This window comes from Kitasatospora putterlickiae, from assembly GCF_039527695.1.
GTDB classification, from domain to species: Bacteria; Actinomycetota; Actinomycetes; order Streptomycetales; family Streptomycetaceae; genus Kitasatospora; species Kitasatospora putterlickiae.
Genome location: NZ_BAAAKJ010000121.1, coordinates 4,387 through 17,769 on the forward strand (window position 1 = coordinate 4,387; position 13,383 = coordinate 17,769).

Here is a 13,383-nt window from a genome sequence, read left to right on the forward strand (position 1 = left end):
CCCTCCCCTCCCCTCCCCTCCCTCCGCCCTTCCCGCTCCCGTTCCTCTTCCCGCTGCCCCGCTATCCAGTTGTCCCACCGCGCCCACTCGCCGCGACCGCGTCGGGCGGTGGGTGGTGGCCCTGGTGGAGTGCGGTGGTGGGGCCGCGTCCGGCTGCCACCGCTGCGGAGAGGGGCTGCTGGACGGCGGCCCCACCGTCCAGGAGCCGCTCTCGCTGGCCCTCACGCCACCGGTGCCGGGACCACCTCCTCCGCCGGCGGTTCGAGCTGGAGCACCAGGAGACGCTCCTCCGCCTCCTCGGGGCGCTCGCCCGCGATCCGCCGCACGGCGTCCCGCAGTTGGCCGACCAGCTGGGTGCACTCCGCCCCGGCGTCGACGCCGTCGATGCACGCCCAGTAGAGGCTCTCGGTGTCGGCCCCACAGGCCAGCACGACCAGCGTCTCCCCGATGTCCCGCAGGAGCCCGCCGAGTTCGTCCAGCATCGGCCCGAGCTCGCCGAGGTCGCTGAGCCTTCGGGCCCGGCTGCCGGGCCCGAAGGCCGACGCCCCCGCGACGTCCCCCGTCGCATGGTCGAGGCAGCCCACCTCGTGCAGCGCCGATTCCGACAACTGCTGTCCCAGGCACGCGAGTTCGCCGTCCTCCTCCCGGGCGAGCCGGGCGCCCACCGCCTCGGCGAGCAACGCGGCCTGCCGGGCCTCGGCCAGCACGTCCGGGATGTTCCTGGTCTCCGCCAGGGCGTGCCGGGCGGTCTTGATCAGTCGCAGCGCCTCCATGCCGCGCCTTCCTTCCGTCACTCCCGCGGCGCCCTGCCGCGCGGTCACGGTGAGAGAGTGCGCCGGAACGGAAGGGCCCGCACGCGGACATCGGAAACCTGTGGACAACCCGGGGGCTGTGGAGAACTTCCGTCCCCCGCAAGGCCTAGGAGCCGCCCTCCGGGTTGACGTCACCGCCTTCCGGGAGGCCGCCGGGGACCGGGAAGCGCAGCTCGTTCCGCTCGATCTTGGCCGCCAGGGCCGTCAGCGGATCGACCCCGACCGCCGTGCAGAACTGGAGCAGATAGGCGAGCACGTCGGCCACCTCGTCCCGCACCCGGTGGGCGCGGTCCGGGTCGGCCATCACCGCCGACGCCTGCTCGGGCGTGAGCCACTGGAAGATCTCCAGCAGCTCGCCGGCCTCCACGGTCAGCGCCGCGGCGAGGTTCTTGGGCGTGTGGAAGGGCTCCCAGCGGCGCGCCGCGGCGAACTCCGTCAGCCGCTGCCGCAGCCCTTCCAGCGTGGGGGCGAGGTGTTCCGTCTCTCGTTCGTTCACCCGTCCAGGTCTACCGCATCACCGGCCACCGGCCGGACCGACGGCGAGGACGACGAACCGTCCCGCACCACCTGCACCGGCACCCGCGCCGCCTCCGACCGCAGCACCGTCAGCCCCGAGCCGGGGTCCCGCCGGCACTCCACCACCGCCGCCCCGGGCGGCAGTTCGCCCGCCCCGCCCAGCGCGTCCCGCGCCGCGGCCGGCTCCTGGAGCGTGGCGAGCACCCGCAACTGGTTGCGCCCCGCCATGTCCCGGGCGAGCCTCAGCAGCGAGGCGCTCTGGTCGGTGCCGAGCCCGGACCCGAGGTCGTCGGCGAGTACGGTGAGCTGCCGCTGGGCCCACGGCACCTCGACGGCCACGTCCAGGTCCAGCACCCCGGCGCCGGTGAGCAGCACGGCGGCGAACGCCAGGTGCCGCAGCATGCCGTCGGAGGCCTGGTCGGCGCCCGTGCGCCCGAGCAGGCCCTCGTCGAACACGGCGAGCACCCGCCGGTCGGCGCCGCTGCCGCGGTGGGCGAGGTCGAGGCCGAGCAGCGGGTGCGGGGCGGCGGACTGGACGACGCGCAGCAGTTGCCCGTAGCGGCGGGGGCACTCGTTGCTGAGCCGGGCGATGACGGCGGAGATGTTGGCGGCGGTGCTGACCAGCCGGGCCTGCGGGTGGGGGCGGGCCCAGCCGCGCATCAGGGCGGGCACCGGGTGGACCGGGAAGACCTCGCGCAACGCGGTGAGCAGTTGTTCGGCGGCGGCGAGGACCTTGCGTTCGCCGGGTGAGGAGCCGGCGACCCGCAGCGGGATCTGGGCGGTGATCAGCGTGCCGCTGGGGAAGGGCGCGCGGATGTCGCCCTGCCGGGTGTCGTTGTGCCAGGTGACGTTGACCCGGCACTTGCGCAGGTCCTGTTCGCCGGTCTCGACGACGGTCTGCCCGTCGAGGGTGAGCTGCTCGCGGGCGATGCGGACCGGCCCGTCGGTGCGGATGACGACTTCGAGGCCGATCTTTCCGTCCGGGCAGCGGACGGTGCAGCCGAGGATGAGGGCGTTGCGGCCGTGCGGCACGCAGCCGTCGAGGCCGCCGCGGACGGGGGTGGCGAGCGGGCCGGTGGTGCCGGGCCGTCCGTCGAGGGAGGCGGCGATCTCCTCGCCGAGGGCGAGCCTGGAGAGGACGGCGAGGGCGTCGAGGGCGTTGGACTTGCCGACGCCGGCGGGGCCGTGCAGCACGGTGAGGGGCGCGAGCGGGAGGGTCGCGCGCCGGTAGGACTTGAAGGAGATGAGCCGGATCTCCTCGACGATCGGGCGCCGGGCGGTCGGCGCGCCGGGGTCCGGGCTGCGCTGCTGGGGGTGGGCCGGCACGGCGGGCCGGGTGGCGTCGCGGTTCACCCGTGGGACGTTAGCGGCCGGTCGGGAGGCAGAAACGTGCCTGCCCGGCAGATTCATCCCTTCGGGGTGGCACCGGCGCGCGGTGCCGCGCCCGCGCCGCCCGCACGCCCCTCAGACACGGAAGCGGCCCTACCCGGCCCGGCCGGCCCGACGAGCGCCCCCGGCTCAGCGCCGGTAGGCGGCGACGGTGACGGAGGCCGTCACCTCGACCGGCTCCGGCAGCGCCGCGAGCCGCTCCGCCAACCGGGCCGGGTCGGTGTGCCAGGCGCTCGGCCCCATGCCGACCACGGTCCGCACGTCCTCGGCGGACAGCCGCAGCGTGAACTCGACCTCGCGCCGCCCGGCCGGTGTCAGGTGGGGCCCGAGCTTCTCGTCGATGCGCCGCTGCTTCTCCTCGTCGACCGACAGCAGTCCCAGGGCGCCGACGAGTTCCCGCAGGTGGCGGGCGGTGGGCGCGACGAGCAGCAGGGTGCCGCCGGGCCGCAGCACGCGGCGCAGCTCGGGGCCGTTGCGGGGGGCGAACACGTTGAGGACGAGCCCGGCGCAGGCGTCCAGCAGCGGCAGCGGGCGCCACGCGTCGCAGACCACGGCGCCGATCCGGGGGTGGGCCTTGGCGGCGCGGCGCAGCGCGTACTTGGAGATGTCGAGGGCGGCGCCGGGCCGGCCGGGGAGGGCGTCGAGGACGTGGGCGAGGTAGTGGCCGGTGCCGGCGCCGAGGTCGGCGACGAGTCCTTCGGGGCCGGCGGCCGCGGCGGCCTCGGCGAGGGCGTCGGCGATCGGCCGGTAGTGGCCGGCGGCGAGGAAGTCGCTGCGGGCGGCGACCATGTCGGCGGTGTCGCCGGTGCCGGTGTGGGCGTCGCCGGGGAGCAGGCTGGCGTAGCCCTGCTTGGCGACGTCGTGGCTGTGTCCGGCGGGGCAGCGCAGGGTGCGCCCGTCGAGGGTGAGCGGCCGCGCGCAGTGCGGGCAGGCCAGGTAGGGCTCGATGTCCTGCAGCAAGGGTCCGTCTTCTCTCGCGGCCCGGTCGGGTGCTCGGGCCGGGGGTGCCAGCCTAACGAGCGGCGGCGCCCGGTCCCGCATCCGCCGGGGTGCCCGTCCGGGGGCCGGGGAGGGCCGGGGGGCGCGCGGCGGCGGCCCGCAGGGCGAGGGCGGCCAGTGCCTCGGGCGCGCCGGCCTGTCCCCGGATGCCCGGGAAGGCGTTGACGTCGACGACGACCGGTTCGTCCGGTCCGTCGAGCAGGTCGACGCCGTAGACGTCGAGGCCGAACACCTCGCCGACCCGCAGGGCGAGTTCGGCCCGTTCGGCGGGCAGGTCGCCGGGCGTGAACCCGTCCGGGCCGTGCGGCGGCCCGGTGTGGCCGGCGTCGGCGAGTTCGGAGCGCCGGCGGGTGCAGAACAGTCGTCCGGCGACGACCCAGAGCTTCTGGTCCCAGCCGGTGCTCGGCAGGTAGGGCTGGGCGATGACAGGTTCGCCGGGCCACCGCTTGGCGAGGGTGCGCAGCCGGTCGAGGTCGTCGACGCGGGCGACGAGGTCGTGGCGGCGGCTGTGCCGGCTCTTGACGACCAGGGGGAGGGCGAGGTCGCCCGTCCCGGCCTGGGCGAGCAGCGCGGCGGGGCGGTCGGCGGTGCGGGTGGGCGCGAAGGGAAGGCCGGATCGCCGGGCGAGGTCGGCCATGGCGGTGCGGTCCTGGACGAGTTCGGTGGCGGCGGCCGGGTTGACGACGGGGGCGCCGCGTTCCTCCAGCGAGCGGGCGAGCGCGAGGGCCGCCGGGGTGCGGGCCTTGAGCAGGTAGACGTCGGCGAGCGGCCCGGTGCCGTCGGCGGGCGGGTCCGCCGGGTCGAGTGCCTCGATCCGGTGGCCGCGCGCGGTCAGCAGCGCGCCGGCCGCGGCGAGCAGCGGGTGGTCCGGGGCGGAGGTGATCAGCCCGATCCTCACAGTGCGCCGCCGACGCCCACGCCGCCGACGCCGGCCACTCCGACGCCGCCGAGTCCGACGGTGGCGGCGCCGCCCTGCGCGGGCATGCGGACGGACGCCGCGCCGATCCCGACCGCGCCGAGGCCCGGTGTCTCCAGTCCGGAGGCGTCCAGGGCGACGGCCGGCGCGGTGACCGCCGTGCCGGTGCGGGCCAGCCGCAGGATCGCCCGCGCGACCCGGGCGACGGCGTCCGGCACCTGCCGGAAGCTCGGGAAGTCGTTGATGTCGACGACCACCGGCCCGTCCGGCCCGAGCAGCACGTCGACGCCGTACAGGTCGAGCCCGAACACCTCGCCGACCTGCGCGGCGATCCGCGCGACCTCGGCGGACAGCGGCACCTGCCGCTCCCGGACGCCCTGGTCGGGGTTGAGCGGCGAGCGGCGTTCGGTGGCGTACAGCTCGCCGTCGACGCAGTACACCTTGAGGTCGGTGCCGGAGTTGGGGACGTAGGGCTGGGCGATGAGCAGGCCCTCGCCGGCCAGCAGGGGGCCGAGTTCGGCGAGGTGGCCGGGGTCGCGGACGAGTCGCACGGCCCGCCCGGAGCTGCCGTCGGCGGGCTTGACGACGAGCGGGTACTCGGCGGCGGGGATCTCGGCGAGCCGTTCCCAGCGGGCGGCCGCGTAGGTGACGGGGACGGGCAGTCCGCGGGTGCGGGCGATGACCGAGGCGAGGGCCTTGTCGCGGACGCCGCGGATGGAGCGGACGTCGTTGACGGTGGTGAGGCCGACGGCGGCGGCGGCCTCCAGCAGGGTGAGGCCGGGCCCGCCGGAGACGGTCTTGAGCACCCAGGCGTCGTGGCTGCCGGCGCGGACCGCCTCGGAGATCGCCATCAGCGAGTCGCCGGGGCGCAGCACGTCCACCCGGTGTCCCCACGCGGTGAGCCGGCGCACGACGTCGAGCGGCATGCCGTCGTGCCGGTAGTGCTCCTCCACCAGAAAGCAGAGCCTCATGACCCGGTCTTCCCCCTCGCTTCGCCCAGCGCGGACGTCCGCCGTTCCCGTCCGGCAGAGCTGTAAAGGCCCCAGGATGCCATGGGGTCCGTACACAAGATCGCCCGGCCTGTAAGCGTTCGGCAACAATCGCGCGGAAATGCCCGGGCCGGGCGGGCCGCGGCGCACGTCAGGCGGCTCCGGGGCCCTTCGTTCGGCGGTCGTCCGTACCGTGACCGTCCGTCAGCGGGCGTGCCCGTCCCGCCCCCGGGGTGCCCGGCGCGCCGGCCGCGGGGCGCTTCCCGCCGGGGCGGCAAATCCCTGGCAGGAACGCGTCGGGCCTGCTTGGATGCACGGCGTGACCTCTGACGATCTTGCAGTCGCCCGCACCCCCGACCCGGACCTCCTCGACGAGATCGAGCGCTACTACGACGCGGTGCCGCGCTCCGCCGCGCGGGTCGAGGACTTCGGCCCGCTCAGCCTGTTCGTCCGCGAGGGCGCCGGCTGGCCCTACTACGCCCGGCCCGCGCTGGGTCACGAGGGGCCGGCCGTCACCGCCGGGGACGTCCGCCGGGTGCTGGCCCGCCAGCGCGAGCTGGGTCTGCCGGAGGCGTTCGAGTGGGTGGCGGAGCACGACCCGCTGCTGCGCGCGGCGGTCGAGGAGGCGGGGCTGGTGGTGCACGAGCACCCGCTGCTGGTGCTGGGCCCGGGGCAGGAGGCGCCGGACGCCCCGGGCGGGGCGGCGGTGCGGGTGCTGGCGGCCGACGACCCGGCGATCGCGCGGGCGGTGGCCGTCCCGCACCTGGCGTTCGGCGAGCCGGGCACCGGCGTGGGCGAGGCCGGAGCGGTGGAACTCGCGGCGAAGGCCGAGGTGTTGGCGGCCGACGGCACCGCGGCGCGGGTCGCCGGGCGGATCGCCTCCGGGCACACGGTGCTCGCCGCGGCGTTCGAGGGCGGCACCCCGCTCTGCGCGGGCCAGCACAACCCGGTCGGCCCGGTCACCGAGGTGGCCGGTGTGGGCACGCTGCCCTCGGCGCGGCGGCGCGGGCTGGGCCGGGCGGTGACCGCGGCGCTGGTCGCGCACGCCCGGGCGAACGGGGTGCGGACGGTGTTCCTGTCCGCGGCCGACGAGGACGTGGCCCGGATCTACCGCCGGGCGGGCTTCCGTCCGTTCGCGACCGCGCTGATCGCCGAGCCGGCCGGGGCCGGCGCCGAAGCCGGCTGAACCGGCCCGCCCCGGCTACTCCGAGTCGTCGTCGTCCTCGCCGCTGACCTCCTCGTCCTCGGCCTCGTCCACCACCCAGGCGGCCAGCCGGTCCGCCACCCCGGAGACGGTCAGCCGCCCCTCGCGGATGGCCCGGGCGAGGCTGCGCACCTCGCGGGCCGTGGTCGCCACGGTGCAGCCGCTGGCCACCAGGTAGGCGTAGGCGACGGCGGTGGCGAACAGCTCGTTGGTCTTCTCCAGCGCCGGGACCCGGATCAGCTGGTGCATCAGGGCGGCGGCGCGGTCCTGCGGTTCGGGGTAGACGGCGATGTCGAAGATCTCGGCCTGGTGCCGGGCGACGGCGGCGAGCAGCGATCCGTAGTCGGTGACCTGCGGGTCACCGGGCGTGTACTGCTCGGCGGTCATGAGCAGCCACGAGAGGTCGACCTCCAGTTTCAACGGCGCACGTCCTGGAGGTCGGCCCCGCCCCGCTGCTCCCCGAACTCGGCCAGGAACGCCGTCTCGTACTCCTTCATGAACTGCGCGGCCGCGTCGACGAACACCCGCCCGGCCTCGCCCATGTCCTGCTGGACCAGGCGTTCGATGTACTGGTTCATACTGATCCCCTGCTGCTCCGCCCGTTCCCGGGCCATCTCCGCGGTGGTGGCGTCCACCCGGACGTTCAGCTGCTTCTTACCCATGAACCTCAAGCTAGCGCTGAAGTGCTAGCACAACAAGGGCGCGCGCGACCCCGCACGCGACCCCCGCGCACGCCGCTCGACGCGTCCCCTCGACGCGCCCGGCACTCGCCGGGAGGGAGACTTGAAGAGTTCTTCACCTTCGGAGACTCTGAAGTGCCCTGTGCATTCCCTGGAGCGGCACCGACCGGTGTGGAGGCCGGCACATGACAGCCATGTTCGACCAGGAGCTGCGCGAGCAGCTCGCCCAGGCCCGCGAGGAACTCGCGGCCGCCCGGGCCGAAGGGGACGCCGACGGCGTCCAGGCGTACGAGGGCCGGATCGCCTCGCTGATCCGGCTCGCCGCCCAGCACGGCATCGCCCTGCCGCACGACGCCCAGGAAGAGGAACGCCCCCTGCCCTGAGACGCTCTGAGACGCCCTGAGCCACCTTGAGCCACCCGCGCCCACGACGGCGCGCGACGAAACGGACGGAGGCGGTACCCGGAGAGTCCGGGTACCGCCTCCGTCCGTCGGCCGCGGGTCACTCGCCCTTGACGGGCTCCAGGATCGCCACGCACTCGAAGTGGTGCGTCATCGGGAACAGGTCGAAGGCCCGCAGCGAGACCAGCCGGTAGCCGCCCTCGCGGAAGAACGCCAGGTCACGGGCGAGGGCCGCCGGGTCGCAGGCCACGTACGCGATCCGGCGGGCGCCGAGCCCGGCCAGGTGGGCGACGGTCTCGCGCCCGGCCCCCACGCGCGGCGGGTCGAGCACGATCAGGTCGGTCGCGGTGATCCCGGTGCGCGGCAGCAGCGACTCCACCCGGTCGCACTCGATCCGGACGTTCTCCAGCGCGGCCAGGTTGTGCCGGGCGTCGGCGACCGCCTGCTTGCCGGACTCGATGCCGAGCACCGCGCCGTCCTCGCCGACCCGGTCGGCCAGCGCGCCCGCGAACAGGCCCACCCCGCAGTAGAGGTCGAGCGCGTTCTCGCCCCACTGCGGGTCCAGGCCGTCGAGGACGGCGTCGACCAGGGTGTCCGGCGCCTCCGGGTGGATCTGCCAGAAGCCGCCGTTGCTGACCCGCCAGGTCCGCCCGGCGGCGCGCTCGCGCACGAAACCGCGGCCGTGCACCTTGTGGATGTTGCCCTGCTCGTCGACCCGGGCGATGGAGACCGGCCGGTCCAGCTCGACCAGCGGCAGCTGGGCGCCCGGCGCCGGGGTGAGCACCACCTGGCGGTCCGAGGAGCCGGAGGCGGCGATCGTCTCGACCGAGACGACGCCCGGCCAGTCGCGGGACTCCACGCCCAGCTCCGTGACGCCCTCGGCGGCGATCAGGCAGCGGTCGACCGGCTGGATCTCGTGCGAGCGGTGCTTGCGCAGCCCGACCTTGCCGCTGCCCGCGTCGACGGCGTACTGGACGCGGGTGCGCCAGGCCGGCACCCGGCCGGCCGGCAGCTTGCCGCCGACCGGCTCGACGCTGCCGTCCCAGCCGGCCTCGGCCGGGGTCAGACCGGCCAGCTTGGCCAGCTGCTCGGTCAGCACCTGCGCCTTGAGCTTGCGCTGGCCGCCCGGCGTGACGTGCTGCCAGTCGCAGCCGCCGCACTTGCCGGGCCCGGAGAACGGGCACGGCGGGGCGATCCGCTCCTTGGCGGGCTCCAGGACCTCCACCGCGTCGGCCCGCAGGAAACGCGAGGTGGTGGTGCCCTCGGTGACCCGTGCGATCACCTTCTCGCCCGGCAGCGCGTGCCGGACGAACAGCACCCGGCCCTCGTGCCGGGCCACGCAGTGCCCGCCGCCGTGCGCGACGGGGCCGACCTCGACCTCGTAGCGCTCGCCGACCAGCGGGTCGCCGGTGGGGGCCTTCACCGCCGGGGCCTTGGGAGCCCTGGCCGCCTTGGGAGCGGCCTCGGCCCGGGACGCGCGGGCGCCGTCGCGCAGCGCCCGCGGCGGGCGCACGGCCTGCTTGCGGGGGCGCGCACCGCCCTTCGGCTGCCCCTCCCGGCCCTCGCGCGCCTCACCGCGCTCGGCAGGCTCGGCACGCTCCGGGCGCTCGCCGCGCGCCGGGCGCGACGGCTCCTGTTCGCGCTGCGGGGCGCGCTCCTCCGGCGCGAGCGGCGCCGTCCGCGCGGTGAATCCGTCGCGGTCGGTCGCCTCCGGGCGCGACGGCTTGCCCCAGCGCGGCCGGGCGACCTGCCCGGGCTTGGCGGCACCGCCCTTGCGGGCGCCCTTGCCCGAGGAGCCGTGGGAACGAGACGGGGTGTTGCGGGTCACTGGGAGGCGTCCTTCGTACTGTCGTCAGCGGGGCCGGCGGGCTTCGCCGAGACTTCCGACTTTACGGCCTTGGGCGCCCTGGGTTCGCCACGCCGGACGGAACCCGGCGCCGACCAGGCCTTCTGCGGCTTGCGCCGCTCCGAGGACTCCAGCTGCCACGGCACCGAGGTCACCATCACGCCCGGCTTGAACAGCAGCCGGCCCTTGAGCCGCAGCGCGCTCTGGTTGTGCAGCAGGTGCTCGTACCAGTGGCCGACCACGTACTCGGGGATGTAGACCGACACCACGTCGCGCGGGCTGCTGCGGCGCAGGTTCTTCACGTAGTCCAGCACCGGCCCGGTGATCTCCCGGTACGGCGAGTCCAGCACCTTCAGCGGCACCTCGATCCCGCGCTCGTCCCACTCCTCGCGCAGCGCCGCCGTGTCCGCCGGATCGACGTTCACGGTCACCGCCTCCAGCGTGTGCGCCCGCGCGAGCCGCGCGTACGCCAGCGCCCGCAGCGCCGGCTTGTGCAGCTTGGAGACCAGCACGATCGCGTGCACCCGGGTGGGCAGCACCACGTCGTCCGGCTCCTCGGCGGCCACCAGCTCCGCGGAGACCCGGTCGTAGTGCCGACGGATCGCCTTCATCATCACGAACAGCACGACCATCGCCGCGATGGCGATCCAGGCGTGGCTGATCTTGGTGGCGAGCACGACGATCAGCACCGCCATGGTCATCACCAGGCCGAAGGTGTTGATCGCCCGGCTGCGCTGCATGTGCCGGCGCTTGGCCGGATCGGTCTCGGTGCGCAGGTTCCTGGTCCAGTGCCGGATCATGCCGGACTGGCTCATGTTGAACGACACGAAGACGCCGACGATGTACAGCTGGATCAGCCGGGTCGGGTCCGCGTCGAAGGCGATGATGAACAGGATCGCGGCCAGCGCCAGCAGGATGATGCCGTTGGAGAAGGCCAGCCGGTCGCCGCGGGTGTGCAGCTGGCGGGGCAGGTAGCGGTCCTGGGCCAGGATCGAGCCCAGCACCGGGAAGCCGTTGAACGCGGTGTTGGCGGCCAGCACCAGGATCAGCCCGGTGACGCCGGCGACGAAGTAGAAGCCCGGCGTGAAGTTCGAGAACACCGCCTCGCTGATCTGCGCCAGCGCGGTCTTCTGGTGGTAGTCGCCGGGCGCGCCGACCAGCTGGTGGGCCTCCTCGGCCATCTGGACGCCGGTCAGCCGGGCCAGCCAGATGATGCCCATGAACATCACGACGGCGATGCTCGCCATCATCAGCAGGGTGGTCGCCGCGTTCTTGCTCTTGGGCTTGCGGAACGCCGGCACGCCGTTGGAGATCGCCTCCACGCCGGTCAGCGCCGCACAGCCCGAGGAGAACGCCTTGAGCAGCAGGAACACCATGGCGAAACCGGCCAGGTTCTCGTTCCCGGGGATCGGCTCCAGGTGGAAGCCGGAGCTCTCGGAGGGCATGTCCTGCCCCAGCCCGAAGTGCCGGACCACGCCGTAGACCACCATGCCGAGCACGCCGACCATGAAGGCGTAGGTCGGAACGGCGAACGCCGTGCCCGACTCCCGCACGCCGCGCAGGTTCATCCCCATCAGCACGATGACCACGACCACCGACAGGGTCAGCTCGTGCCCGCGCAGCGCCGGCACCGCCGACACCACGTTGGCCACCCCCGAGGTGGTGGAGACCGCCACGGTGAGGATGTAGTCGACCATCAGCGCGCTCGCGACCACCAGGCCGGAGTTCGGGCCGTGGTTCACGGTGGCGACCTCGTAGTCGCCGCCGCCGCTCGGGTAGGCGTGCACGTTCTGCCGGTACGAGGCCACCACCGCGAGCATCACGATGGCGACCACGACGCCGATCTGCCACGAGAAGTGGATGGCTGAGGCGCCCGCCAGCGAGAGCGTCAGCAGGATCTCCTCGGGCGCGTACGCGACCGAGGAGAGCGCGTCCGAGGCGAAGACGGGCAGCGCGATGCGCTTGGGGAGCAGCGTCTCCCCCAGCTTGTCGCTGCGCAACGCACGCCCGATGAGGATGCGTTTCGGTAGGTCAGTCGGCATAGGCACGTTAAGGAATCGTAGGGGCACTACGCCGCCAGGTCCGACGGACGCCCCCCGATGGTGCCCCCTTCGTCGCGACTGTGTTCGGTGGACCGGCTAGCGTGTCGGATACGAGCAGGCGGGCAACACTGTGGTTGTCGTGCCGAGCCCCACCAGGACGCCCACCCGGACAGCGGGGCGGGGAAACGGAGATCGAACGGTGTTTGCGCAGGTCATGGCCCTAATAGGACGGGTGAGGTAGCGCCGGTGCACATCGTCATCATGGGCTGCGGCCGGGTGGGCTCCGCGCTCGCCCGCGCGCTGGAGAAACAGGGCCACTCGGTGGCCGTGGTCGACCAGGACCCGACTGCCTTCCGGCGGCTGGGCGCCGGGTTCAACGGGCGCCGGGTGACCGGGGTCGGCTTCGACCAGGACACCCTGAAGGAGGCCGGCATCGAGGAGGCGGGTGCCTTCGCCGCCGTCTCCAGCGGTGACAACTCCAACATCATCGCCGCCCGGGTGGCCCGGGAGAACTTCGGCGTGGAGAACGTCGCGGCCCGGATCTACGACCCCCGGCGCGCCGAGGTCTACCAGCGCCTGGGCATCCCCACCGTCGCCACCGTCCGCTGGACGGCCGACCAGATGCTGCGCCGGCTGCTGCCGAGCGGCGCCGAGCCGCTCTGGCAGGACCCGAGCGGCGCCGTCCAGCTCGCCGAGGTCGCCTACGCCCCGGAGTGGGTGGGCCACCGGGTGAGCGAGCTGGAGGCGGTCTCCGGCACCCGGGTGGCGTTCGTCACCCGGCTCGGCGAGGGCGTGCTGCCCTCGCCCCAGATGGTGGTGCAGGAGGGCGACCTGGTGCACGTCATGCTGCGCCGGGCCGACCTGACGGCGGTCGAGGCCGCGTTCGCGCAGGGCCCGCGGAAGGAAGATCACTGATGCGAGTCGCCATTGCCGGGGCCGGCGCCGTCGGCCGCTCCATCGCGGGCGAACTGCTGGAGAACGGCCACGAGGTCCTGCTGATCGACAAGAACCCGAACTCCATCTCGGTGGAACGGGTGCCCATGGCGGAGTGGCTGCTGGCCGACGCCTGCGAGATCACCTCGCTGGACGAGGCAGCGCTGCAGCGCTGCCACGTGGTGATCGCCGCGACCGGTGACGACAAGGTCAACCTGGTCGTCTCGCTGCTCGCGAAGACCGAGTACGGCGTTCCCCGGGTGGTCGCCCGGGTGAACAACCCGAAGAACGAGTGGCTCTTCAACGAGTCCTGGGGCGTGGACGTGGCCGTCTCCACCCCGCGCCTGATGTCCGCCCTGGTCGAGGAGGCCGTCAGCGTCGGCGACCTGGTCCGGCTGATGCGCTTCAGCCAGGGCAACGCCAACCTGGTCGAGCTGACCCTCGCCGAGGACACCGAGCTGGTCGGCACCCGCGTCGGCGACGTGCCGTGGCCGCCGGACACCGCCCTGGTGACCATCCTGCGCGAGGGCCGGGTCCTGGTGCCCGGCAAGGACGACACCCTGGAGGGCGGCGACGAGCTGCTCTTCGTGGCCGCCCAGGAGCGCGAGGAGGAGCTGGAGGAACTGCTCTCCAGCTCGGCCGGCGCCCAGTAGCCC

General features: G+C 74.3%; 14 protein-coding genes. 4 read left to right on the top strand and 10 right to left on the bottom strand.

Annotated elements, in window-relative coordinates; all coding sequences use genetic code 11:
• Nucleotides 1–221: 221 nt before the first annotated feature.
• The 6 genes from ABD308_RS12580 to ABD308_RS12605 all read right to left on the bottom strand — a co-directional run bounded on the left by ABD308_RS12580 (nt 222) and on the right by ABD308_RS12605 (nt 5,603).
• Entirely contained in the window at nt 222–773 is a 552-nt protein-coding gene (locus ABD308_RS12580; protein WP_344332763.1) for a DUF6099 family protein, read from the bottom strand.
• A gap of 145 nt (nt 774–918) precedes the next feature.
• On the bottom strand, nt 919–1,308 hold the full coding sequence (locus ABD308_RS12585) for a nucleotide pyrophosphohydrolase (RefSeq protein ID WP_344332765.1): 390 nt from the start codon (nt 1,306–1,308) through the stop codon (nt 919–921).
• Nucleotides 1,305–2,681: an AAA family ATPase gene (locus ABD308_RS12590; protein WP_344332766.1), complete on the bottom strand. Its 1,377-nt coding sequence runs from the start codon at nt 2,679–2,681 to the stop codon at nt 1,305–1,307. Before ABD308_RS12590 ends, ABD308_RS12585 begins: the two co-directional genes overlap by 4 nt.
• A 165-nt stretch (nt 2,682–2,846) precedes the next feature.
• Nucleotides 2,847–3,677 carry a putative RNA methyltransferase gene (locus tag ABD308_RS12595; protein WP_344332767.1) on the bottom strand — a complete coding sequence of 277 codons (831 nt, stop codon included), beginning with the start codon at nt 3,675–3,677 and terminating at the stop codon, nt 2,847–2,849.
• 52 nt (nt 3,678–3,729) lie between these two features.
• A complete protein-coding gene (locus ABD308_RS12600; RefSeq protein ID WP_344332769.1) occupies nt 3,730–4,614 on the bottom strand; it encodes an ATP-grasp domain-containing protein in 885 nt (294 codons plus the stop codon).
• Nucleotides 4,611–5,603 (bottom strand): ATP-grasp domain-containing protein, encoded by a 993-nt coding sequence (locus ABD308_RS12605; RefSeq protein WP_344332771.1) that lies wholly within the window; start codon nt 5,601–5,603, stop codon nt 4,611–4,613. The genes ABD308_RS12600 and ABD308_RS12605 overlap by 4 nt, the downstream gene beginning before the upstream one ends.
• Before the next feature lie 337 nt (nt 5,604–5,940).
• Here ABD308_RS12605 and ABD308_RS12610 point away from each other — a divergent pair, with 337 nt between their 5' ends.
• Complete coding sequence (locus tag ABD308_RS12610; protein WP_344332773.1) at nt 5,941–6,807, top strand: GNAT family N-acetyltransferase; 867 nt, start codon at nt 5,941–5,943, stop codon at nt 6,805–6,807.
• 15 nt (nt 6,808–6,822) lie between these two features.
• On the opposite strand, the gene ABD308_RS12615 is transcribed toward ABD308_RS12610, so the two are convergent.
• Both ABD308_RS12615 and ABD308_RS12620 read right to left on the bottom strand, forming a co-directional pair.
• Complete coding sequence (locus ABD308_RS12615; protein ID WP_344332774.1) at nt 6,823–7,245, bottom strand: fic family toxin-antitoxin system, toxin component; 423 nt, start codon at nt 7,243–7,245, stop codon at nt 6,823–6,825.
• Nucleotides 7,242–7,487 (bottom strand): toxin-antitoxin system HicB family antitoxin, encoded by a 246-nt coding sequence (locus tag ABD308_RS12620; protein WP_344332776.1) that lies wholly within the window; start codon nt 7,485–7,487, stop codon nt 7,242–7,244. Before ABD308_RS12620 ends, ABD308_RS12615 begins: the two co-directional genes overlap by 4 nt.
• 203 nt (nt 7,488–7,690) lie before the next feature.
• Here ABD308_RS12620 and ABD308_RS12625 point away from each other — a divergent pair, with 203 nt between their 5' ends.
• Nucleotides 7,691–7,888 (top strand): hypothetical protein, encoded by a 198-nt coding sequence (locus ABD308_RS12625; RefSeq protein ID WP_344332778.1) that lies wholly within the window; start codon nt 7,691–7,693, stop codon nt 7,886–7,888.
• Between the two features lie 118 nt (nt 7,889–8,006).
• On the opposite strand, the gene ABD308_RS12630 is transcribed toward ABD308_RS12625, so the two are convergent.
• Together ABD308_RS12630 and ABD308_RS12635 are read right to left on the bottom strand one after the other, a co-directional pair.
• Nucleotides 8,007–9,329, bottom strand: coding sequence for a class I SAM-dependent RNA methyltransferase (locus ABD308_RS12630; RefSeq protein ID WP_344332793.1), 1,323 nt, complete (start codon nt 9,327–9,329; stop codon nt 8,007–8,009).
• 401 nt (nt 9,330–9,730) lie between these two features.
• Nucleotides 9,731–11,794 carry an APC family permease gene (locus tag ABD308_RS12635; protein WP_425554753.1) on the bottom strand — a complete coding sequence of 688 codons (2,064 nt, stop codon included), beginning with the start codon at nt 11,792–11,794 and terminating at the stop codon, nt 9,731–9,733.
• A gap of 246 nt (nt 11,795–12,040) precedes the next feature.
• Between ABD308_RS12635 and ABD308_RS12640 the strand changes: the two genes are divergently transcribed.
• Nucleotides 12,041–12,709: a potassium channel family protein gene (locus tag ABD308_RS12640; protein ID WP_344332782.1), complete on the top strand. Its 669-nt coding sequence runs from the start codon at nt 12,041–12,043 to the stop codon at nt 12,707–12,709.
• Entirely contained in the window at nt 12,709–13,380 is a 672-nt protein-coding gene (locus ABD308_RS12645; protein ID WP_344332784.1) for a potassium channel family protein, read from the top strand. Before ABD308_RS12640 ends, ABD308_RS12645 begins: the two co-directional genes overlap by 1 nt.
• Nucleotides 13,381–13,383 lie beyond the last annotated feature (3 nt).

What these genes read in the sequence shown, in the direction of transcription:
- ABD308_RS12580 (WP_344332763.1), bottom strand. Translation starts at nt 773, where the DNA reads ATGGAGGCGCTGCGACTGATCAAGACCGCCCGGCACGCCCTGGCGGAG.
- ABD308_RS12605 (WP_344332771.1), bottom strand. Translation starts at nt 5,603, where the DNA reads ATGAGGCTCTGCTTTCTGGTGGAGGAGCACTACCGGCACGACGGCATG.
- ABD308_RS12620 (WP_344332776.1), bottom strand. Translation starts at nt 7,487, where the DNA reads ATGGGTAAGAAGCAGCTGAACGTCCGGGTGGACGCCACCACCGCGGAG.
- ABD308_RS12625 (WP_344332778.1), top strand. Translation starts at nt 7,691, where the DNA reads ATGACAGCCATGTTCGACCAGGAGCTGCGCGAGCAGCTCGCCCAGGCC.
- ABD308_RS12635 (WP_425554753.1), bottom strand. Translation starts at nt 11,794, where the DNA reads ATGCCGACTGACCTACCGAAACGCATCCTCATCGGGCGTGCGTTGCGC.
- ABD308_RS12645 (WP_344332784.1), top strand. Translation starts at nt 12,709, where the DNA reads ATGCGAGTCGCCATTGCCGGGGCCGGCGCCGTCGGCCGCTCCATCGCG.